The sequence below is a fragment of the Bradyrhizobium sp. ORS 278 genome (genome assembly GCF_000026145.1).
In the GTDB taxonomy this organism is placed as follows: domain Bacteria; phylum Pseudomonadota; class Alphaproteobacteria; order Rhizobiales; family Xanthobacteraceae; genus Bradyrhizobium.
Genome location: NC_009445.1, coordinates 6,156,465 through 6,177,524, shown reverse-complemented (window position 1 = coordinate 6,177,524; position 21,060 = coordinate 6,156,465). Strand labels below are relative to the sequence as shown.

Annotated in this window: 15 protein-coding genes; 9 read left to right on the top strand and 6 right to left on the bottom strand. The window is 65.8% G+C overall.

The features are described from left to right. Positions 1-162 precede the first annotated feature (162 nt). Positions 163-990, top strand: coding sequence for an outer membrane protein (locus BRADO_RS27700; protein WP_041757025.1), 828 nt, complete (start codon positions 163-165; stop codon positions 988-990). A gap of 29 nt (positions 991-1,019) precedes the next feature. Beyond that, positions 1,020-1,475: a GNAT family N-acetyltransferase gene (locus BRADO_RS27695; RefSeq protein ID WP_012029509.1), complete on the top strand. Its 456-nt coding sequence runs from the start codon at positions 1,020-1,022 to the stop codon at positions 1,473-1,475. A 6-nt stretch (positions 1,476-1,481) separates the two neighbouring features. Here the strand turns inward: BRADO_RS27695 and BRADO_RS27690 are convergent, their stop codons facing one another. After that, entirely contained in the window at positions 1,482-2,333 is an 852-nt protein-coding gene (locus BRADO_RS27690; protein ID WP_012029508.1) for an amidohydrolase, read from the bottom strand. After that, positions 2,330-3,313: an aldo/keto reductase gene (locus tag BRADO_RS27685; RefSeq protein WP_012029507.1), complete on the bottom strand. Its 984-nt coding sequence runs from the start codon at positions 3,311-3,313 to the stop codon at positions 2,330-2,332. Before BRADO_RS27685 ends, BRADO_RS27690 begins: the two co-directional genes overlap by 4 nt. Before the next feature lie 111 nt (positions 3,314-3,424). Here BRADO_RS27685 and BRADO_RS27680 point away from each other — a divergent pair, with 111 nt between their 5' ends. The 7 genes from BRADO_RS27680 (at position 3,425) to BRADO_RS27650 (ending at position 14,650) form a co-directional block, all read left to right on the top strand. Then, positions 3,425-3,715 (top strand): hypothetical protein, encoded by a 291-nt coding sequence (locus BRADO_RS27680; RefSeq protein ID WP_012029506.1) that lies wholly within the window; start codon positions 3,425-3,427, stop codon positions 3,713-3,715. A gap of 143 nt (positions 3,716-3,858) precedes the next feature. Continuing rightward, entirely contained in the window at positions 3,859-5,031 is a 1,173-nt protein-coding gene (locus BRADO_RS27675) for a phosphoserine transaminase (RefSeq protein WP_012029505.1), read from the top strand. 169 nt (positions 5,032-5,200) lie between these two features. Then, complete coding sequence (gene serA, locus BRADO_RS27670; protein ID WP_012029504.1) at positions 5,201-6,790, top strand: phosphoglycerate dehydrogenase; 1,590 nt, start codon at positions 5,201-5,203, stop codon at positions 6,788-6,790. Between the two features lie 199 nt (positions 6,791-6,989). Further along, positions 6,990-8,654: a mucoidy inhibitor MuiA family protein gene (locus tag BRADO_RS27665; protein WP_012029503.1), complete on the top strand. Its 1,665-nt coding sequence runs from the start codon at positions 6,990-6,992 to the stop codon at positions 8,652-8,654. 587 nt (positions 8,655-9,241) lie between these two features. Then, the gene (locus tag BRADO_RS27660; RefSeq protein ID WP_012029502.1) at positions 9,242-10,831 is read left to right on the top strand and encodes an ABC transporter substrate-binding protein; all 1,590 of its coding nucleotides are present in this window, start codon (positions 9,242-9,244) and stop codon (positions 10,829-10,831) included. A gap of 160 nt (positions 10,832-10,991) precedes the next feature. After that, positions 10,992-12,848: an ATP-dependent zinc metalloprotease FtsH gene (ftsH, locus tag BRADO_RS27655; RefSeq protein ID WP_012029501.1), complete on the top strand. Its 1,857-nt coding sequence runs from the start codon at positions 10,992-10,994 to the stop codon at positions 12,846-12,848. 116 nt (positions 12,849-12,964) lie between these two features. Further along, positions 12,965-14,650: a methyl-accepting chemotaxis protein gene (locus tag BRADO_RS27650; RefSeq protein ID WP_012029500.1), complete on the top strand. Its 1,686-nt coding sequence runs from the start codon at positions 12,965-12,967 to the stop codon at positions 14,648-14,650. Positions 14,651-14,732: 82 nt separating this feature from the next. Here BRADO_RS27650 and BRADO_RS27645 read toward each other — a convergent pair whose 3' ends face one another. The 4 genes from BRADO_RS27645 to mgtA all read right to left on the bottom strand — a co-directional run bounded on the left by BRADO_RS27645 (position 14,733) and on the right by mgtA (position 20,886). Beyond that, a complete protein-coding gene (locus BRADO_RS27645; protein ID WP_012029499.1) occupies positions 14,733-16,088 on the bottom strand; it encodes an esterase-like activity of phytase family protein in 1,356 nt (451 codons plus the stop codon). Between the two features lie 118 nt (positions 16,089-16,206). After that, complete coding sequence (locus tag BRADO_RS27640) at positions 16,207-17,151, bottom strand: DMT family transporter (RefSeq protein WP_012029498.1); 945 nt, start codon at positions 17,149-17,151, stop codon at positions 16,207-16,209. Positions 17,152-17,257: 106 nt separating this feature from the next. Next, a complete protein-coding gene (locus BRADO_RS27635) occupies positions 17,258-18,187 on the bottom strand; it encodes a DMT family transporter (RefSeq protein ID WP_012029497.1) in 930 nt (309 codons plus the stop codon). Between the two features lie 143 nt (positions 18,188-18,330). Continuing rightward, positions 18,331-20,886, bottom strand: a complete 2,556-nt coding sequence (mgtA, locus tag BRADO_RS27630) for a magnesium-translocating P-type ATPase (RefSeq protein ID WP_012029496.1) — start codon at positions 20,884-20,886, stop codon at positions 18,331-18,333. Between the last annotated feature and the right edge of the window lie 174 nt (positions 20,887-21,060).

Genomic DNA, 21,060 nt, shown 5'->3' with positions numbered 1-21,060 from the left:
GCAAAACGGCGCGGACGTCCGCGCCGTTTTTGCGTTTGGTCCGCGAGAGGACTCGCGCGCTTTGGCAAAAGAATAGGAACATAGTGCCGCGTGACAACGAATGATTAAGGTTAACGCGCGATGATCGCTTCCATGGAGTTCAGTACTGATTGGAGCGTGGCAATGCGTAGCCTGGTGGTGGTGGTTTCGGTGTGCGGCATGGTCTCGGTGGCCCAGGCCGCCGATTTGTCCGATCTGCCCATCCTGAGAGGCAGCATGACCGAAGGCCTCAACAGCTCACGAGTCAACTGGGACGGCTACTATGCCGGCGTCCAGGGCGGCTATGGATCGTCCGACGAGAACTTCAACGGCTCGACGAGCACGATGACGGCGGCCGTGCTGGCGAATACGTTGATCGAGAGCCAGATGCAGGTGTCCTCCTGGAACATGAATCTTGGCAAGCAATCCTCGCGTTCGTCGGGTTTTGGCGGCTTCGTCGGCTATAACAGCCAGTGGGATGACGTGGTGCTCGGCGTCGAGGCGAGCTATCTGCACGGCAAATTCGGCGGCATGACCTCGTCGACCCGCGCGCTCGTCAGCGGCACCGCGCTCACCGACGGCAACTACCACAGCGTGACGTCGACGCAGTCGTCGCAGATCTCGATCAAGGATATGGCAACCATTCGCGGCCGCGCCGGCTACGCGCTGGGATGCTTCCTGCCCTACGCGTTCTTCGGCCTCGCGCTCGGCAACGCCGACATCGGCCAGACCGTGACGGTTCAGGACTCGGTGAGCGCGACGCAGCTCGGCGCCTATACGGCCCTGCAGCCACTCAGCGCCAACAATATCCAGCACAATCATCTGATCTATGGCTATAGCGCGGGCCTTGGCGTCGATGTCAATCTGGTCGGCGGCCTATTCGCCCGTGCGGAGTACGAGTACATCCGCTTCACGTCGACCGTCGACACCAGCGTGAACACGGTGCGGGCCGGCCTCGGCTACAAGTTCTAATCGGGCCACTCGGAACGATGGCCGACGCGATGCCGATCACCATCCGGCCGGCGCGGCGCGACGATGTCGGCAGCATCGTCGCCATGCTCGCCGACGATCATCTCGGTCGCGCCCGCGAGCGCATCGAAGATCCGATGCCGCCGGCGTACTTCGCCGCTTTCGATGTCATTTCGAGTGCCGATCACATCACTCTCGTCGTTGCCGAGGAGGCGGGCAGGGTGGTCGGCTGCCTGCAGCTGTGCATCCTGCCTGGCTTGAGCTCGCAAGGTGCGTCGCGGGCGCTGGTCGAGGACGTCCGCGTCGCCACCGATCGCCGCAGCCGCGGCATCGGCGAGCAACTGCTGCAATGGGCGATAGCGCAGGCGCGCAGCCGCCGCTGCAATCTGATCGAGCTGATGACGCATCAGAGCCGCACCGACGCGCAACGCTTCTACGAGCGGCTGGGCTTCGCCAAGAGCCATTTCGGCATGGTGATGCGGTTCTGACGTCCGTCAGCCCGGCAACCGATAGGCCGCGACCGCGTTCGGGCCGAAAGCCTTGTCTCGGATGCCGGGGCCGAGCTGCGTCAGGCACGTCTCGAGCGCGTGCTTGATCACGCCGTAGCTGCCGGCGAGCAGGCAGACTGGCCAATCGGAACCGAAGATCAGCCGGTCCTCGCCGAAGCAGCGCGCGACATGCGCCACATAGGGCTGCAGCCGCTCGGCATCCCAATCCGTCCAGGTCGCTTCAGTCGCAAGGCCGGAGACCTTGCACCACACGTTCTTGTTGGCGGCCAGCTCCGCGATGCGATCGGCCCATAGCTGGTCGAAGCCGGCTGCGATCGGCGGCTTGGCGGCGTGGTCGAGCACGAAGCGTCCGCGCGGAAATCCGCGAACGGTCGCGATCGCCGCCGGCAGCTCGCGCGTCCGCACCAGCAGATCGTAGGTGAGCTCGTGCGCGATGACGCCGGCGAGGCCATGCTGGACATCGCTGCGCAACAGCCAGTCCGCATCGGCCTCGTCATGCACCTGATGGCGGATGCCGACGAGCTTGTCGCCGCCCGGCAGACCGCGCAGCCTAACGAGCGTGCTGCCAATCGCGGAATCGGTGAGGTCCGCCCAGCCGACGACGCCGGCAATGAAGGGTGTCGCAGCCGCCGTGCGCAGGAACTCTTCCGTTTCGTCCAGTGACGAGCGGGTCTGCACCAGGATGCTCGCCTGAAGCCCATTGCCTGCGAGCAGCGGCGCGAGGTCTGCGGGACCGAACGGACGCCGGATCGGCGCCAACGCGTCGCCAGCCATCCACGGATAGTCGGCGCGCGCGGGGTCCCAGAAGTGCTGATGCGCGTCGATCGTCCGGCTCATGCGGCATCTCCCGGCAGCGGCGCGCGCGCATCGATGAGCTTGCTGTCGCGCAGCGCGCGCCAGAAGGCGGCGGGGATCGGGACCTGCGCCAAGGCGATGTTGTCCGCCGCCTCCTGTGCATTGCGGGCGCCCTGCAGGCCAACGGTGACGGCGGGATGGGCGAGGCAGAACTGGATCGCGGCGGCCTTGAGCTCGGTGCCGTGCTGCTTGCAGAGTGCGTCGAGCCGACGAGCGCGGGCGACCAGGGCGGCGTCGGCATCCTCGTAGTTGAACTTCGGCTGGCCATGCGGATTGGCCAGGATGCCGCTGTTGTAGATGCCGCCGAGCAGGATCGCCATGTGCTGTTTCCGACAGATCGGGAACAGGCCGTTCAACGCGCCCTGATCGAGCAGCGTGTAGCGTCCGGCGAGCAGGAAGCAGTCGACCGGCGCGGCCTCGGCAAACCGCATCAGCATCTCCGACTGGTTCATGCCGGCCCCGATCGCCTTGATGCTGCCGTCGTCGCGCAGCCGCTGCAACGCGCGGAAGGCGCCGGTCACCGCCGTGTCATAGTGATCGTCGGGATCGTGCACGAGCAGCACGTCGATGCGGTCGACGCCGAGCCGCACCAGGCTCTCCTCGACGGACCGCATCACGCCATCATAGGAATAGTCGAACTGCGGCCGCAGCGGCGGCGCGCCCTTGTAGTGCGGATCGTCCGGTGCCGTCGGGTCCGGCCGCAGCAGCCGGCCGACCTTGGTCGAGATGACGTAGCTGTCGCGCGGTTGCCGGCGCAGGAATGCGCCCAGCCGCTGTTCGGCGAGGCCGAAGCCGTAGAGCGGGGCGGTATCGAAGAAGCGCACGCCGCGTTCCCAGGCGGCCGCGATCGTCGCCTCCGCATCGTCATCGCTGACTGGCTCGAACAGGCCGCCCAGTGGGGCGGTGCCCAGGCCCAGGCGGGTGACGTCGAGTGAGCTCCTCCCGAGACGGACGCGTTGCATTGTTCTATCCTTGTTGTTGGGCGCGTGCAGGTCGCGTCATTGTGCATGAGCGGATGCAGCGACACAACGTTGGAGCGTTGTGCGACACGGCAACGGAGAGCATGGGAAATGATGTCGACGATCAATCCAGTGACGGCGCTCGGCGTCGTGCTCGCCACCGCGGCGACCGATGCGGTCTATGTCATGTTCACGTCGGCTGTGGTTTCGCGCCGACGGTTGTCCGCCGCGAACTGGAGCGCGATCTGGTACACGCTGTCGTCCTTCGCGGTGATCAGCTACACGGAAAACTGGATCTATGTCGGCTTTGCAGCGATCGGCTCGTGGATCGGCGCTTACGCATCGATGACGTTCCTGCATCGTCCGCCGGGCGGTCAGGCGCCGATCGGAGCTGCGCCAGAATGAGTGTGGCTTGCATGCCAGCCACGTCTGCGTGATCCGCTCGGTGCCATCGCGCGAAGTTCCTTGACGCGGAACGGGCGTTCGCCTAATCACGCCGGCGGGACACCTCCCCCCAACGGGAGGCTTACTATCTGGAAGGATAGACGATGACTGCAGCGAAGCCCTCGCAGCGGCCCGCCGTGCCGCATTTCTCCTCCGGCCCCTGCGCCAAGCGCCCCGGATGGACCGCCGAAAATCTCAAGGACGCTCCCCTCGGCCGCTCGCATCGCGCGAAGGTCGGCAAAGCCAAGCTGAAGCAGGCCATCGAGCTGACGCGCGACGTGCTCGAAGTGCCGGCCGACTACAAGATCGGCATCGTGCCGGCGTCCGACACCGGCGCCGTCGAGATGGCGTTGTGGTCGCTGCTCGGCGCGCGGCCCGTCACGACCATCGCCTGGGAATCCTTCGGCGAAGGCTGGGTGAGCGACATCGTCAAGGAGCTCAAGCTCAAGGACGTCACCAAGCTGCACGCCGGCTATGGCGAGATCCCGGACCTGTCAAAGGTCGATCAGGCGAGCGACGTCGTCTTCACCTGGAACGGCACCACCTCGGGCGTGCGCGTTCCGAATGCCGACTGGATCAGCGCGAGACGCGAAGGCCTGACGATCTGCGACGCAACGTCGGCCGCATTCGCGCAGCCGTTGGACTGGCCGAAGCTCGATGTCGTCACCTTCTCCTGGCAGAAGGCGCTCGGCGGCGAGGCCGCGCATGGCATGCTCATTCTGTCGCCGCGCGCGGTGGAGCGTCTCGAGACCTACAAGCCGGCCTGGCCGCTGCCGAAGATCTTCCGCCTTACCAAGGGCGGCAAGCTCAATGCCGGCATCTTCGAGGGCGAGACCATCAACACGCCGTCGATGCTGTGCGTCGAGGACTATCTGGATGCGCTGAACTGGGGCAAGTCGATCGGCGGCCTCAAGGCGCTGATCGCGCGCGCCGACGCCAACACCAAGGTGCTAGCCGACTGGAAGGCGCGCACGCCGTGGATCGATTTCCTCGCCAAGGATCCGGCGATCCGCTCCAACACCTCGGTGTGCCTGAAGGTCGTCGATCCCGCGATCACATCGCTGACGGCCGATGCCCAGGCCGAATTCGCCAAGAAGCTGGTGGCGCTGGTCGAGAAGGAGAACGCCGGCTTCGACTTCGCGCATTACCGCGACGCGCCGGCCGGCCTGCGCATCTGGTGCGGCGCCACGGTGGAAGCGAGCGACGTCGCGCTGCTGACGCAGTGGATCGACTGGGCGTTCGCGGAAGCCAAGGCCGCGCTGCCGAAGGCGGCCTGAGCCTCATCGAAGCTTCGTAGGGTGGGCAAAGGCGCGCAGCGTCGTGCCCACCGACTATTTCACCTGACGCGAGAGGGCGGTGGGCACGCTTCGCTTTGCCCACCCTACAGCTTTCCCTATGCCGGCGCGTTGCGCCGTCCCTCACAAGAGGGCGTGAAGGACCATCGTCATGACCAAGCCCAAAGTTCTCATTTCCGACGCTCTCTCCCCGGCCGCCGTGCAGATCTTTCGGGATCGCGGCGTCGAGGTCGACTTCCAGCCCAACCTAGGCAAGGACAAGGATAAGCTCGCCGACATCATCGGCGACTATGACGGCCTCGCCATTCGCTCCGCGACGAAGGCGACCGCGAAGATCATCGAGCGCGCCAAGCGGCTCAAGGTGATCGGCCGCGCCGGCATCGGCGTCGACAATGTCGAGATTCCCGCGGCGACCGCCAAGGGCATCATCGTGATGAACACGCCGTTCGGCAACTCGATCACGACCGCCGAGCATGCGATCACCATGATGCTGTCGCTGGCGCGCGAAATCCCGCAGGCGGATGCCTCGACGCAGGCCGGCAAGTGGGAGAAAAACCGCTTCATGGGCGTCGAGATCACCGGCAAGACGCTGGGCGTCGTCGGCTGCGGCAATATCGGCTCGATCGTCTGCGACCGCGCGCAAGGACTGCGCATGAAGGTGATCGGCTTCGATCCGTTCCTGACCGAGGAGCGCGCCCGTGACCTCGGCGTCGAGAAGGTCGAGCTCGACGAGTTGCTCAAGCGCGCCGACTTCATCACCTTGCACACGCCGCTGACCGACAAGACCCGCAACATCATCGATGCCCAGGCGATCGCCAAGATGAAACAGGGCGTGCGCATCATCAATTGCGCGCGCGGCGGCCTGATCGACGAGGCGGCGCTGCTCGAGGCGCTAAACTCCAAGCAGGTTGCGGGTGCCGCCCTCGACGTGTTCGCCGAGGAGCCGGCGACCAGCAATCCGCTGTTCGGTCATCCCGGCGTGATCTGCACGCCGCATCTCGGCGCCTCCACGACCGAAGCGCAGGAGAACGTCGCGTTGCAGATCGCCGAGCAGATGTCGGACTATCTGCTGACGGGCGCGATCTCGAACGCCATCAACTTTCCCTCGATCACGGCGGAAGAGGCGCCGAAGCTGAAACCTTTCATCGCGCTGGCCGAGAAGCTCGGCTCGTTCGCGGGCCAGCTGACCGAGAGCAGCATCACCAAGGTCCAGATCACCTATGAGGGCCAGGTCGCGGAGATGAAGACCAAGGCGCTGACCTCCGCCGTGCTGGCGGGGCTGCTGCGGCCGATGCTGGGCGAGGTCAACGTGGTGTCCGCGCCGGTCATCGCCAAGGAGCGCGGCATGATCGTCGACGAGGTGCTGCGCGCGGGCGAGAGCGACTACGAGAGCCTGATCTCGGTCGCGGTCACCACCGGGCAGCAGGAACGCGCGGTGTCCGGCACGGTCTATGCCGACGGCAAGCCGCGGCTGGTCGACATCAAGGGCATCCGCGTCGACGCCGAGTTCGGCAAATCGATGATTTACGTGACGAACGAGGACAAGCCGGGTTTCATCGGCAAGTTCGCGAGCCTGCTCGGCGACGCCAAGATCAACATCGCGACCTTCCACCTCGGCCGCGTCGCGCCGGGAAGCGACGCAATCGCGCTGGTCGAGGTCGACGGCGCCGTGCCGGCCGAACTGCTTGCGAAGATCCAGGCGCTGCCCCAGGTCAAGCAGGCCAAGGCGCTGGCGTTCTGATCGCAAGATCCCACAGGTCGACCAAAAAAGGCAGCACGGCACCGCGCCGCGCTGCCTTTTTTGATTTTGCGTGGCATTCGACGGATCGCGCTTAGCGCGGTCTCAATTGAACCTGCCTTTGTTTGCTCGCGTCTAACGCCCGTTGAAGGGCCGGCTGATCCGGTCGCGAGGGCGCTGGGCTGCGGAGAAAATGATGACCATGCGAAACAAGGGCGTGTTGGCCACGGCTGTCGTTGTCAGCGCCGCGCTGGCGGCTGGGCCGGGCGTTGCCGCGAATCTCGATGCGACCTCCACCGTCGATGCTGTGACGGTCTATCCCGACGGCGCGACGGTCACGCGCGTGATCGCGCTCGACCTGCCGGCCGGCGAGAGCACGGCCATCGCCAAGGATTTTCCGATCGGCTTTGATGCCGCCTCGCTGCGTGTCGAAGGCGAGGCTGGCGCGAAGCTCGCCATCGGCACCGTTGATGCCAAGCCGCCGCGCGCAGCGCCGCCGGTCAACCTGCCCGAGATAGACTCGCGCATCGAGGCGCTGCAGGACGAGCACGCCAATCTCGACGGCGCCATCGCTGCCGCCCAGGCGCGCAAGAAGTTCGCGGAGCGATTTGCCGAGGCGTCGCCGGCAGGACTCGGCGAGAAGGGCGAGGCTCGGCCGATTGCGGAGTGGCGCAATGCATTTGCGGCCGTGGCGGAGGAGATCGGCCAGGCCGATGCGGCGATCCGCGACGCCGAGCGCAAGCAGCGCGACATCGATCGCGAGATCGCGCGGCTGCAGGCCGATCGCGCCGCCAAACCGCCGAGCAGGACGGAGGTTCAGATCGAGCTGTCGGCAGCGACAGCGACCAAGGCGACATTGCGGGTGACCTATGCGGTCCGCAATGCCCGCTGGGTACCGCTCTATGACGCGCGCCTCGATACGTCGGCAAAGGACCGTAAGCCGGCGATGGAGCTGGTGCGGCGCGCGGAGATCCAGCAGGCGACCGGCGAGGACTGGTCCGATGTCGCGCTCTCCGTTTCGACGGTGCGCACCGGCCGTGGCGGCAGCGCCCCCGAATTGCGGACGGTGATCGCGCAGTATCCGCCGCCGCCGGCTCCGCCGATCGCACAATTCGGGACGTTGGCCGACAGGGCGCCGAGAATGCGGGCTATGGAGCAGCAGGCAGCTCTCCCTGCTGCGCCGGAGGCGGCCAAACGAGCGGAGGAGCGCGAGACCGCGGTCGAGATCGGTGCCTATCAGACGGCTTTCCGCCTTCCCGGGCGTGTCAGCATCGCCACCGATGACGGCGCCAAGAGCCTGCGCATCTCGACGACGACGATCGCGCCTGAGCTGATCATTCGCTCCGTGCCGGTCGCTGATCCCACGGCCTATCTGGAGGCCGGCTTCACGCAAGGAGACGATGCGCCGCTGCTGCCGGGCAAGGTCTCGATCTACCGTGACGGCATGTTCGTCGGCTCCAGCCGGCTGGCGACGGCGGGCAAGGACGAGATGGTTCGCATCGGCTTCGGCGCCGACGACAAGGTCAAGGTCGAGCGCAGCGTGATCAAGCGCAACGAAGGCTCGGCCGGTCTCATCGTAACCACGGCGAAAATCGACGAGCGCGCGTTCAAGACGACGGTTCGCAATGCGCACGATTTTCCGGTCAAGGTCGCCATCCAGGATCAGCTTCCGGTCAGCGAGAATGAGGAAATCGTCGTCGAGATGCTGCCCGCGACCACGCCGCCGACCGCGACCAATGTGCGCGAGCGGCGCGGTGTGACCGAGTGGGTCGTCGATGCGAAGCCCGGCGAGACGAAGGAGATCTCGTTCGCCTGGCGGGTCCGCTGGCCGAAGGACAAGGCCATCGTGATGCAGCCTTCGGGCTGACGCGGCAGCTTCAGCTGTCGTGATGTTGCGAATCGTCAGGACGCTGTTCTGTGACCGCGTCCTGACGGCGCAGGAATCAGGGTAAGAGCGAGCGACTGCCCTTTGTTGCGAGCCGCGATCATCGGCGGATGACGCCGCATGTCCCGTCCTGCTCATCATCATGATGGCGTCTCAACTTGAGATCAGTCGCCATTCGTGTCCGAGGTCTCGGATTTCGGTACTATCAATCCGTATCAGCGCTGTTGCGGCCTGATTGCGTTTCGCTTGCCCTGATCTGAACTCAAAGCCGTCGTAGATGCCAAGCGTGTCGCGTCTTTGCCTCAGACGCGGACGCAGGTAGCGAATGATGGCGTTCGGCAAGTAGAGACTGCAAAACTCGGAAGAACATGCTCTCAACGATCAGTCCGCCGGAATAGGCGGCCGCGTCAGCATGATCGTTGCGAACGTAAAGCTGATTCTTTCCCGATGTTTCAAGCACTCCAGATCGTCGTGACGATATCCGGATCACCGCACCGGCAGGCCCTATCGGCCGGCCTCACCCTTGCGTCCCGTCTGCGCGCATCGACCGGCGGACAGGAACGGAGGTCATGATCTATCCGATGCAACACTCGTCCTTCGCCTCATGCCTCACGCGGCGTTCGTACCGCGTGACGGTTCTTGCCGCCGTCATGCTGGCCGCAAGCGCCAGCGGGGCCTTGTCGGCCGATCATGTGAGCATGGTCCGGGAGCTCGCTGGCCGCGTGGGTCCGATCCTCGGTTCGTCGCAGGCCTGCTCGAGCATTCCGCCGCGTCGCGTCCAGGCGATCCTCGGCAAGTTTCAGGAAGCGATCCGCGAGGCCTCGACCAATCCGAACGATCGCAACGAGCTCGCGCGGGAATTCGAACGAAACATCGCGGACGGCCGCGCCGCGGTCAACGCCGGACGCGCCGATTGCCGGCTGGTGGAGCGCCAGCTCGCCGAACTCGAGCGCAGCGTCGGCGCGCCGCCGCCGAGCACGCCGGCACCCGCGTCGCCTCCCGCGACCACCGGCGCGATCAGGCCGGCAGCAGCCGGCAATGTGCGCGGCGTGACCGATCAGGAAATCCGCTTCGGCATGGTGATTCCCTACACCGGCAGCGCCAAGGAGAACGGGCAGAGCTACAAGCGCGGCATCGAGGTCGCGTTCGCGCGGGCCAACGCCGCCGGCGGCGTCCACGGTCGCATGCTCAAGCTGATCGCCGCCGACGACGGTTTCGAGCCGGCGCGGACGCCGGACGCGATGAAGCTGTTATGGGACAAGGAGCAGGTGTTCGGCTTCGTCGGCAATCTCGGCACGCCGACCGCCGCGGTGGCCGTGCCGTTCGCGCTCGAGCGCCGCGCGCTGTTCTTCGCGCCGTTCACCGGCGGCACCCTGGTGCGACGCGATCCGCCGGATCGCTATGTCTTCAACTACCGGCCGAGCTTCGTCGAGGAGGCCGATGCCGCGGTGCGCTATCTGCTGAAGATGCGCAAGATCAGGCCGAACCAGATCGCGGTGTTCGGACAGAACGATGATCTCGGCGAGCAGGGCTTCGCTGGTGTCGCCAGGGCCTACCGCGCAGCCGGCCTCAACGACAAGGCGATCGTACGCCTAGTCTATGCCCGCAACTCGATCGACATGGACGAGGCGGTGGCCCAGCTCAAGGCGCAGAAGGTGCCGATCAAGGCGATCGTGATGGTCGGGACGACGCGTCCGGCGGCGAAGTTCATCGAGAAGACGCGCGATCTGTATCCCGGCATGATCTACACCAACATGTCGATCGTCGGCGCCACCGCGCTGGCGCAGGAATTGATGCTGCTGGGACCGCGCTTCACCGAGAACGTCATCGTGACGCAGGCCGTGCCCGCCGTGTCGGGCTATTCGAGCACCGTGCTCGACTTCAAGGCGGCGCTTGCCGAGGTGGCTCCCGGCGAGGTGCCGGACTACATCTCGCTCGAAGGCTACATTGCCGCCAACCTGCTGATCGACGCGCTGAAGCGCTGCGGGCCGCAGCTCGACACCGAGCGCCTGGTCGAGACATTGGAGAACACGCGCAATCTCGACATGGGGCTGGGCGCCTCGCTCAGCCTGAGCCGCGGCGATCATCAGGCGCTGCACAAGCTCTGGGGCACACAGCTCGACAAGTCCGGATCGTATCAGCCCATCGATCTTGAATGACCCGCGTAGGACCATACCCGGCCGTGCCGAACCCGCGCCGGTGCATCGGCCAGACTTGATCCAGGACAAGCGCCCTGCGGAGGGCGCTTGCTAAACGCTCGTGCAACTCCCCGCGGAGGCGGTGTCGATCCGTCGCCGAGAACGTTGACGAGTACTCGACATGGAATCCGATCCGAACACCCGCAAGCAGGCCATCGCCGTCGGCTACATCTTCCTGGCGGGCGTCGGCATGCTGCTGCTGCAATGGCTGCTGACCACCTACAACACCGTCGAGACGATTCCCTACAGCCAGTTCGAGCAGCTGGTGGAGCAGGGCAAGATCGCCGAGGTCTCGGTCAGCCAGGACACCATCCAGGGCAAGTTCAAGGACAAGCAGTCCGACGGCAAGACTGCCTTCGTCACCGCGCGGGTCGATCCGCCGCTCGCCGAGAAGCTGGCGGCGAAGGGCATCACCGTGACCGGCGTCCCGTCCGGAGGCGTGATCCAGACGCTGCTGTCCTGGGTCGTGCCGGCGCTGATGTTCTATCTGATCTGGGTGTTCCTCGGCCGCAAGGTCATGGATCGCCAGGGGTTCGGCGGCCTGATGTCGATCGGCAAGTCGCGCGCCAAGGTCTATGTCGAGACCGATACGAAGGTGACCTTCGCCGACGTCGCAGGGGTCGACGAGGCCAAGTTCGAGCTGCAGGAGGTCGTGCAGTTCCTCAAGGACCCGAAGAGCTATGGCCGGCTCGGCGCCCACGTGCCGAAGGGCATCCTGCTGGTCGGCCCTCCCGGCACCGGCAAGACGCTGCTCGCGCGCGCTGTGGCCGGCGAAGCGGGCGTGGCGTTCTTCTCGATCTCTGGATCGGAATTCGTCGAGATGTTCGTCGGCGTCGGTGCTGCGCGGGTGCGCGATCTGTTCGAGCAGGCGCGCAAGGCCGCGCCCTGCATCATCTTCATCGATGAGCTCGATGCGCTCGGGCGCAGCCGCTCCGCCGGCGCTCAGCTCGGCGGCTATGACGAGAAGGAGCAGACGCTCAATCAGCTGCTCGCCGAGCTCGACGGCTTCGATCCGAGCTCCGGCGTCATCCTGCTCGCGGCGACCAACCGGCCGGAAATTCTCGACCCCGCACTGCTGCGCGCCGGCCGTTTCGACCGCCAGGTGCTGGTCGACCGGCCCGACCGGAGCGGGCGGCTCGCGATCCTCAAGGTGCACATCCGCAAGATTACGATCGCCGACGGCGTCGACCTCGACAAGGTGGCGGCCCTGACTGCCGGATTCACCGGCGCCGATCTCGCCAATCTCATCAATGAGGCGGCCATCGCAGCGACCCGCCGCAAGGGGCATGACGTCACTTTCGAGGACTTCACGGTCGCGATCGAGCGGATCGTCGCCGGCATCGAAAAGAAGAGCCGCGTGCTCAGTCCGGCCGAGCGGCGCCGCGTCGCCTATCACGAGATGGGGCACGCGCTGGTGGCGGCCAACCTCGTCGGCGTCGATCCGGTGCAGAAGGTCTCGATCATTCCGCGCGGCGTCGGCGCGCTCGGCTATACGATGCAGCGGCCGACCGAGGACCGCTTCCTGCTCTCGATCAGCGAGCTGAAAAACCGGATCGCGGTCCTGATGGGCGGGCGCGCCTCCGAGCAGCTCATCTTCGACGGCGACGTCTCGACCGGCGCGGCCGACGATCTGCAGCGCGCGACCGAGATCGCGATCGAGATGGTCACCAAATACGGCATGGATGCCAAGGTCGGCCAGCGCACCTATGCGCCGCGGCCGCAGGTCTCGTTCCTGCAGCCGCAGGACCAGATCGTCTCGGCGGCCGAGGACACCGGACGCGAGATCGATCTCGCGGTGCGCGACCTCATCGCCGAGGGCGGCGCGCGTGCGCGCGCGATCCTCGACGGCCATCGCGAGGATCTCGAGCGCGGCGTCGCGCTGCTGATCGCCAAGGAGACGCTGACCGCCGAGGAGTTCGCGCCGTTGCGGCCCGCCGCCGCGCCTGTCCCGGCGCCGCATGTCGCGGTGCCGGGCTGATCCGGATTAATACGGGCGAGATTCGCAACCGAACTCTAACCATCCCCGCATCATTTGATCTGCAGCTTAAATTGTGAGGTCGATGACATCGATCGCGGATCGAGCGGAGTTCTCGCGTGCTGTTGAATAACCTGAAGATCGCCCCCAAGCTTGCCATCGTTGTGGGTGTTGCGCTGCTCGGACTCGGCGCGGCCGGTACGCTAGCGAGCAATCTGATGGAGCGCGAGATGCTGAATGCGCGCGTCGATCAGGCCAAGGCGATCGTCGAAGCGGCGCGCAACATGGCCGCAGGTCTCTGGAAGGAGGTAGAGGCTGGCAAGATGAGCAAGGAGGCGGCACTTGCAGAATTGAGCCGCCGCGGCAATTCGATGACCTACGATGGCGGCACTGGCTATCTGTTCGGCACCAACTACGAAGGCATCACGGTCCTCGCGCCTGATCCCAAACAGATCGGGTCCAATCGAATGGATGTGCTGACCAACGGCCGCAAGCTGTCCCAGGAGCTGATGGACGGCGTCAAGGCGAAGGGCGAGATCCTTCTGACCTATGAATTCGTGCGGCCCGGACAGGACGTGCTCAGCCGCAAGATCAGCTATGCGGTCGCTGTTCCCGGCTTCAACATGTATCTCGGCACCGGCAGCTATATCGACGACATCGATACCAAGCTGAGGCCATTGAAATGGCTGCTGGGAATCTCGATTTTCGGCATCGCCGTGGTCGCAGGCGGCATCGCCTGGCTGATCGGCCGCAGCATCAGTCGCCCACTCGTACAACTGAGCAGCCGAATGCGCGACATTGCCGACGGCCAGCTCGAGGGCGAGATCCCCGGGGTCGGCCGCGGTGACGAGATCGGCGGCATGGCCGCCACGGTTCAGATCTTCAAGGACAATGCGCTGCGGGTGCGCGAGCTTGAGCAGGCGGAGGCCGCGAACAAGCAGCGCGCCGAGGCGGAGCGGCGCGCCGCCATGCAGAACCTCGCGGCCGACTTCGAGCGCAGCGTCAACGGCATCGTCCGCTCGGTGGCTTCGGCCGCGGAGGGCATGCAGCACACCGCGGAATCGATGACCTCGACGGCGAGCGATGCGAGCTCGCGCGCCTCCACCGTCAGCGCGGCCACGCAGAGCGCGAACGACAATGTCGGCACCGTGGCCTCCGCAGCCGAGCAGCTGTCGAGCTCGGTCAGCGAGATTTCCCGCCAGGTCGCCCGCTCCAGCGAGGTCGCCAGCAAGGCGGTCGGCGATGCCGAGCGTACCAATGCCACCGTGCAGGTGCTATCGTCCGGCGCCGAGAAGATCGGCGAGGTCGTCAAGCTGATCCACTCGATCGCGGCGCAGACCAATCTGCTGGCGCTGAACGCGACCATCGAGGCGGCCCGCGCGGGAGAATCCGGCAAGGGCTTTGCCGTCGTCGCCTCTGAGGTCAAGGCGCTCGCCAACCAGACCGCCAAGGCCACCGAGGAGATCTCGGCCCAGGTCGCCGCGATGCAGACCTCGACGCAGGATGCGGTCGCCGCCATCACCGGTATCACACAGACCATCGCGCAGATGAGCGAGATCACCAATTCGATCTCGACCTCGATCGCGCAGCAGGGCGACGCGACGCGCGAGATCGCCCGCAACATTCAGTCCGTCGCAGCGGGCTCGAACGAGATCAGCGCCCATATCGGCGGCGTCACCAAGGCCGCGGAGGCCACCGGCATGGCGGCCTCCGAGGTGCTGGCCAGCGCCCGCGAGCTCGACAGCCAGTCCGGCCTGCTGCAGCAGGCGGTCGACGGCTTCATGGCCAAGGTGCGCGCGGCCTGATCAAAACCGGCGCTGGCGTCGCAGCGCCAGCGCCGTTGGTCCGGAGGGCGGCGGGTTACTTGCCTTCTGTACTTGCCTTCCGTTACTTGGCTTTGAGGAAGTCACCCACTTCGAGCAGCACGAACTCGTTGTCGTCGGCCTTGTTGGGATCGCGGCTCGACGAGAACGGCAGGTTGTTGTCGTTGCCTACGATGATGTGGGTATCGTCGACGCGGTCGACGTTCTCGATCGTGAAGAACGGGAAGGTGAGCACGCCGTCATTGAGCGGCTTGCGCGCCTTCTTGTCCGGATCCCTGATCTTCATCAGATCGATATAGGCGATCTTGCGGACCGGCTTGCCGACATTGGCCTCGGACAGCTCGATCTTGTAGACGCGCTTGAACTTGGCGACATCCGGAAAACAATTGTCGCCTCGGGTGCCCTGCGGACAGGCCTTGTCGCTGGTGCCTTCGCCATTGTCGCGCTCGATGATCAGGCCCCGGGCCGGATCGATCATGTTGAAGTCGCCGATGGCGTTGCCGTTCTGCTCGAACACATACTGCCAGTAGCGGCCGGTGAACTTCTCGGCGGTGACGTCGAATTCGAGGATGCGCGAGGCTTCCTTGCCGTCGACCCGCTCCCAATCCTTCTTGTCGGCGTCCCACAGCGGCCCTTCGAGCAGGCCGTAGATGAACTTGCCGTCGGAGGACGAGGCGAAGCCCTCGAAGCCCTTCGAGCGGCGCAGGTTGACGTTCGTGTAGGTCGCTCCGGGCGCGCCCGGCGACTGCACGGCCCAATGGTCGGGCGAGCGCACCGGCTTGCCGTCGGCCACCGTCTCGAACACCGCGAGCACCTTGCCGGTCTTGTCGGCCTTGATGATGTAGGGTCCGAACTCGTCGCCGATCCAGATGTTGTCACCGATCAATTGGAAACCTTCGGTGTCGAAATCCGATCCGGTCAGATAGCGCTTGGCGGTGTCCTCGTGCACGATGCGGAACGGCACCTTCTTGTCGGGATCATGCAGGAAGATGGTCTCGAGGCGCTCGACCTTGCCGCTGGTCCAGTCGATCTTGTAATGGTTCAGATAAAGCATGGAGTCGGGGGAATTGGAACGCGCGCCCATGCCGTTGTCGGTGAGGACCCAGAAGGTGCCGTCGGCCATCTTCTTGATGCCGGAGTGACCTTGCAGCGGCTGTCCCTTGAACGGCAGCGAGACGCCGGTCGGGCGCTCGAAGGACTTGCCCATCACGCTGCCGATCGTATCGACACGCTTGCCGGTTGTGTACTTGCCGGACGTCTTGAGATCATCCGGCGCATCCGCCGGGGCGTCGATGAAGGATTCGGCGGGCAACACGGCGTGACCCGCCAGCGTCGCCGGGAATTCGCCCTCGCCTTGCGCGAGCGCCGCGCCGGCGCCGAGCGCGAGGACCGCGACGGTGGTAAGCAGATATCGGTGCATGGGAAGCCTCCTGAGCTTGAACCACGCGCGTTGTGGACAGGGCGTCTGACGCGACGCTGACACTTCGATGACAGTCGGATGATGGCGAACTGCTCAGAAAGGGCGTCTTGCCGCAGGCTCACGGCTTCGGCGTCGGATGCGGCTGCCGGAGCGGGACGCGCGACGCGATGATCACGCCGGCGATCACAAGCGCGTAGCCCGCGAGGTGGAACGGCTTGAGCTCCTCGCCGAGCAGGAGGATCGCCAGCACCGAGCCGAACAACGGCACCAGGTGCAGGAAGGGAGCGGCCCGGTTCGGTCCGATCAGGCTGATGCCGCGGTTGAAGGACAGATAAGCCAGCGTCGAGGCGAACACCACGACGTAGCCGAGCGTCAGGATCGACAAGAGATCGAGCTGCAGCACAAAGCCGGACGTGTATTCCCAGGCCGCCAGCGGCAGCAGCAGCAGGGCGCCCAGGGCGGTGCAGGACGAGATCAGCGACAGCTGATGCACGGCTGGCCGCCGTGTCATGACAGCGGAGTAGATGCCGAACACCAGCAGCGCGCCGGCGAACATCAGGTCGCCGCGGTTGAACTGGATCGCGGCCAACGCGCCGAGGTCGCCGCGCAGCAGGATCACCAGCACGCCGGTCAGGGACATCGCGATGCCGGCGAACTGCGCCGCCGTCAGCCGTACGCCGAACAGCACGAGCGACCACAACGCCACGAAGAGCGGAGCCGACGATTGGATCAGCAGGCCGTTGAGGGCCTGGGTATACTGCATCGCCCAATAGGACAGCGCGTTGTTGATGGCGAAGCCGGTCAGCGCCAGGACGAGCAGCAGCGGCCAGCTCGCGAGCAAAGTGCGCCAGTCGCGCACGAGATGTGCCCGCGCGAACGGCCATAGCATCAGAAAGGTTCCGATCCAGCGGATGCAGGACAAGGTCAGCGGCGGCACGTGGCCGGCGACATAGCGCGCCAGCACGATGTTGCCGGCCCAGAACAGCGAGGCCAGCGTCAGCAGCAGATAAGGCTGGTTGTTGAGCCAGGCCAGCGGCGTGGTGGAATGTGATACGGTGGGCACGGGAGGCTCGGGCGTCAGGCCATCCATGGTGAGACAAATCGCCTCGCGGTACAATGAATAGCGACGAATTGGAGCCATGCAGCGCCGCTGTTTCGCGGCATCCCCCTCACGTCGCCTGCTTGCGCGAGGCGGCGTAGACGCCGGCCAGCACCAGGGCGAAGCCGATCACGTGGAAGAGTTGCGGCTGCTCGCCGAGGAAGACGAACGCCATGATCGAGCCGAACACCGGCACCACATGAAAGAACGGCGCGGCGCGGTTGGCGCCGATCAGCAGCACGCCGCGATTGAAGCAGAGATAGGCGATGGTCGAGGGGAAGATCGCGACGTAGAGCAGCGACAGCAGGTTCTGGGTGTCGAACGCCATCACCGGGCGCGTGTTGAGCTCCCAGATCAACAGCGGGATCAGGCTTGCGGCACCACAGCCGAAGGTGAATGCGACCATCGATAGGCCGTGGATCTGCGGCCGCTTGATCGTCAGCACCGAGTAGAAGCCGAACACCGCCATAGCCAGCAGGAAAATCAGGTCGCCCTTGTTGAAGCTGATGTCGGCGATCGCTGCCGGGTGACCGCGGGTGAGGATCAGCAACACGCCGATCATCGACAGCACGATGCCGACCGCCTGCGCGAACGTCAGATGCACGCGCAGCAGCAGCATCGACCAGAGCGCGACGATCAGCGGGCCGCCGGATTGTAGCAGCAGCGTGTTGAGCGCCTGGGTGTATTCCAGCGACCAGTATTGCAGCGTGTTGAAGGCGCCGATGCCGGTGACCGACAGCGCGACCATGATGCCGAGCTTGGAGCGGATCGCCGGCCAGTCCTGGCGAAGCTGCTTCCAGGCTAGCGGCAGAATGATCAGGAACGCCAGCGACCAGCGCAGGAACGACAGCGTCACCGGGGGAATGTGTCCGGCGGCAAGGCGGCCGACGATCGCGTTGCCGGCCCAGCACAGCGCGGTGATGCTGAGCAGCACGTAGGGTTGGTTGGCGACCCAGGCGCGCGCGGGCGCTGGGGACACCGTGGGATCGGCGGCAGACATGCGACGGTGTTGGTCCCGGTTCTTGCGCCGCGGTATCCGGCCCGGTCATCCCGGCCGCTGGTCCTCCCCGGCCATTCGGAGAGACACTAATTGCGGCTGCCTATCAAGAGGGCAGATGCATCGCGACTATGCAGCGGCAGCGGTCATGACCCGCGTTGGTGCCGCCGCGGGGGTCGCCCGGTGCTGGATTGCACGGCGATGGATTTGAGAGCTTCCGCGCAGACCAGATAGGTGACAACGAGGACCGCGATCGCGGCCAACATCGTGACCGGCGGCGCGACGAAGCCGAACCATGCGCCCGCCGGCGTGAACGGCACGACGATCGCAACACAAAGCGCGATCAGCGATGACGCCGTCAACATCGGATCGGCCCGGTTGCTCCAGGGCCGTCCGTTGGTCCGGATGATGAAGATGACGAGGATCTGCGTCGCCATGGATTCGAGGAACCAGGCGGTACGGAACTCGTCCGGGCTGGCGTGGAACAGAAAGAGCAGCGCGCCGAACGTCAGAAAGTCGAACAGCGATGACAGCGGGCCCATGATCGCGGCGAAACGCAACAGGCGCTTCATGTCCCAGCGCTGCGGCCATGCCGTCGCTTGCGGACTGACGCGGTCGAAGGGAATGCCGAGCTCGGAGAGATCATAGAGCAGATTGTTCAGCAGGATCTGCGTCGGTAGCATCGGCAGGAACGGCAGCATGATCGAGGCCACCGCCATCGACAGCATGTTGCCGAAATTCGAGCTCGCGCCCATGCGCACATATTTGAGGATGTTCGCAAAGGTCCGCCGTCCTTCCTCGACGCCGTCCGCGACGACCTCGAGATCACTGGCCAACAGGATCATGTCCGCCGCGGATTGCGCCACGCCAGTGGCGCCGTCGACCGAGAGACCGATATCGGCCACCTTCAGCGCCGGCGCATCGTTGATGCCGTCCCCAAGAAAGCCGACGACCTCGCCCGACGCCTGCAGCGCCTTCACGATCCGCGATTTCTGATCCGGCGCGAGCCTGCCGAACGCGTCGGCGGTTCGCACCTGCACCGCGAGCGCATCGTCGCTAAGCTCGGCGATGTCGTTGCCGGACAGCACGCGGTCTGCCTTCAGCCCCACCAGACCTGCCAGGCGTCTGACGACCACGGGATCGTCGCCCGAGAGGATCTTCAGTGCGATGCCTGCTCGGGCGAGCTGAGCGATCGCGGCCGCCGCCGTGGGCTTCGGCGGATCGGCGAAGGCGCACAGACCCTCGAAGATCAACTCCTGCTCGTCCTCGGTCTCGACCTCGCGCGGCGCGCCGCTCCAGGGTTTTGAAGCGATCGCGACGGTGCGCAGTCCCTCGCGGGCAAGCGAGTGAACGCGCTCGCGCATCTCGGCGCGGCCGTCGTCGGCGAGGGCGGTGATAGCGCCGCCCAGTCGTTGCTGGCTGCAGAGCTCGATCACGGCGTCCGGCGCACCCTTTACGATCAGCACTTGATCCGCGCCGCGCACCGCCAGTACCGAGCCGAGCCGTCGCGAGAAGTCGAAGGTCTGCTGGCCACCCAAGGTCCATCCCGCCGCCGCATGGTTGGCGCCCGCGACCAGCGCCGTATCCAGCGAGCCGCGATCGCCGCCGAGCGCGGCGGCGATGGCCCCAAGCTCGGCGGGACGCGGATGGTCGCTGCCATCAGGCGCGATGCTGCGGGCGAGCGTGATCTCCGCCGAGGTCAGCGTGCCCGTCTTGTCGGTGCACAGCACCGACATCGCGCCAAGATCGTGAATGGCCGCGAGCCGCTTCACGATCACCTTGCGCTTGGCCATGCGCAGCGCGCCGCGGGAAAGCGTCACCGTCGTGATCATCGGCAGCAGCTCGGGCGTCAGCCCGACGGCGAGCGCGACCGAGAACAACAGCGAATCGAGCACGTCACGGCCGAACACCACGCGAAAGGCGAGCACGATGAGCACGAGCGCCAGCGTGAGCCGCGCGATGACGAGACCGAATTCATGCAGGTCGCGCTCGAACGGCGTGCGCCCCTGCGCTTCGGCCAGCGCCGAGGCGGCTGCGCCGAACATCGTGTTCGGCCCGGTATTGACGACCAGCGCGACGGCTTCGCCGGTCTGTGCGACCGAGCCGCGGAACAGCGCGTTCGAGCTGTCGTTCTCGTCGGCGGCAGGGCCAGCCTGCTTCGTCACCGGATAGGGCTCGCCGGTGAGCGCGGCCTCGCCGGCCGTGAAGGCCTTGCTATCGATGATCAGCGCATCGGCCGGCACGATGTCGCCGGCGCGGACGCGCAGGAGGTCGCCGGGCACAACGGCGTCGACCTCGACCTCCCGATAGGCGCCGTCGCGTTTGACCTCGGCCTTCAGCGCCACCGACCGCCGCAGTTCCTCGGCAGCCCTGACAGCGTGTCCTTCTTGCACCGTATCGAGCCCGATCGACAGCGTCAGGATCAGCACGATGATCGCACCGCCGATCACGTCTCCGGTCACCATCGAGATGATGCCCGCGACGAGCAGGATGAGTGACAGGGGCTCGAGCAGGCGCCGCATGACGGCGCGCAGCGGACCGACCACGTGGGATGGCGTGTCGGCGTTGCGGCCGTAGCTCAGCAACCGCTGCGTCGCGTCGGCCTCGTTCAAGCCATCGAGGCCGCAGCTGAGCCGTTGGGCGGCTTGTACTGGAGAAAGGCGCCAGAACTGGTGCAGGCTGGAGGTCGTTTCAGTGCTCACGGGCGCCCGTTCATGTTCGTGGACAAAGCTTCATGGCGATCTCGCCTGATTTGCATGAACGATCGCGCCGCGGTTGACCTAGCGCAACATCCTGATGCGCGCATGACCTAGGCTGCTCGAGAACACGCCGTGGGGCGGACGGCTGAGGATTCACGAGGACGACATCCCGCCCGG

Coding starts and splice junctions, on each gene's coding strand:
- serA (WP_012029504.1), top strand. CDS start 5,201: ATGACCAAGCCCAAAGTTCTCATTTCCGACGCTCTCTCCCCGGCCGCC.
- BRADO_RS27680 (WP_012029506.1), top strand. CDS start 3,425: ATGTCGACGATCAATCCAGTGACGGCGCTCGGCGTCGTGCTCGCCACC.
- BRADO_RS27635 (WP_012029497.1), bottom strand. CDS start 18,187: ATGTCTGCCGCCGATCCCACGGTGTCCCCAGCGCCCGCGCGCGCCTGG.
- BRADO_RS27690 (WP_012029508.1), bottom strand. CDS start 2,333: ATGAGCCGGACGATCGACGCGCATCAGCACTTCTGGGACCCCGCGCGC.
- BRADO_RS27685 (WP_012029507.1), bottom strand. CDS start 3,313: ATGCAACGCGTCCGTCTCGGGAGGAGCTCACTCGACGTCACCCGCCTG.
- BRADO_RS27695 (WP_012029509.1), top strand. CDS start 1,020: ATGCCGATCACCATCCGGCCGGCGCGGCGCGACGATGTCGGCAGCATC.
- BRADO_RS27675 (WP_012029505.1), top strand. CDS start 3,859: ATGACTGCAGCGAAGCCCTCGCAGCGGCCCGCCGTGCCGCATTTCTCC.
- BRADO_RS27665 (WP_012029503.1), top strand. CDS start 6,990: ATGCGAAACAAGGGCGTGTTGGCCACGGCTGTCGTTGTCAGCGCCGCG.
- BRADO_RS27700 (WP_041757025.1), top strand. CDS start 163: ATGCGTAGCCTGGTGGTGGTGGTTTCGGTGTGCGGCATGGTCTCGGTG.
- ftsH (WP_012029501.1), top strand. CDS start 10,992: ATGGAATCCGATCCGAACACCCGCAAGCAGGCCATCGCCGTCGGCTAC.
- BRADO_RS27645 (WP_012029499.1), bottom strand. CDS start 16,088: ATGCACCGATATCTGCTTACCACCGTCGCGGTCCTCGCGCTCGGCGCC.
- BRADO_RS27660 (WP_012029502.1), top strand. CDS start 9,242: ATGATCTATCCGATGCAACACTCGTCCTTCGCCTCATGCCTCACGCGG.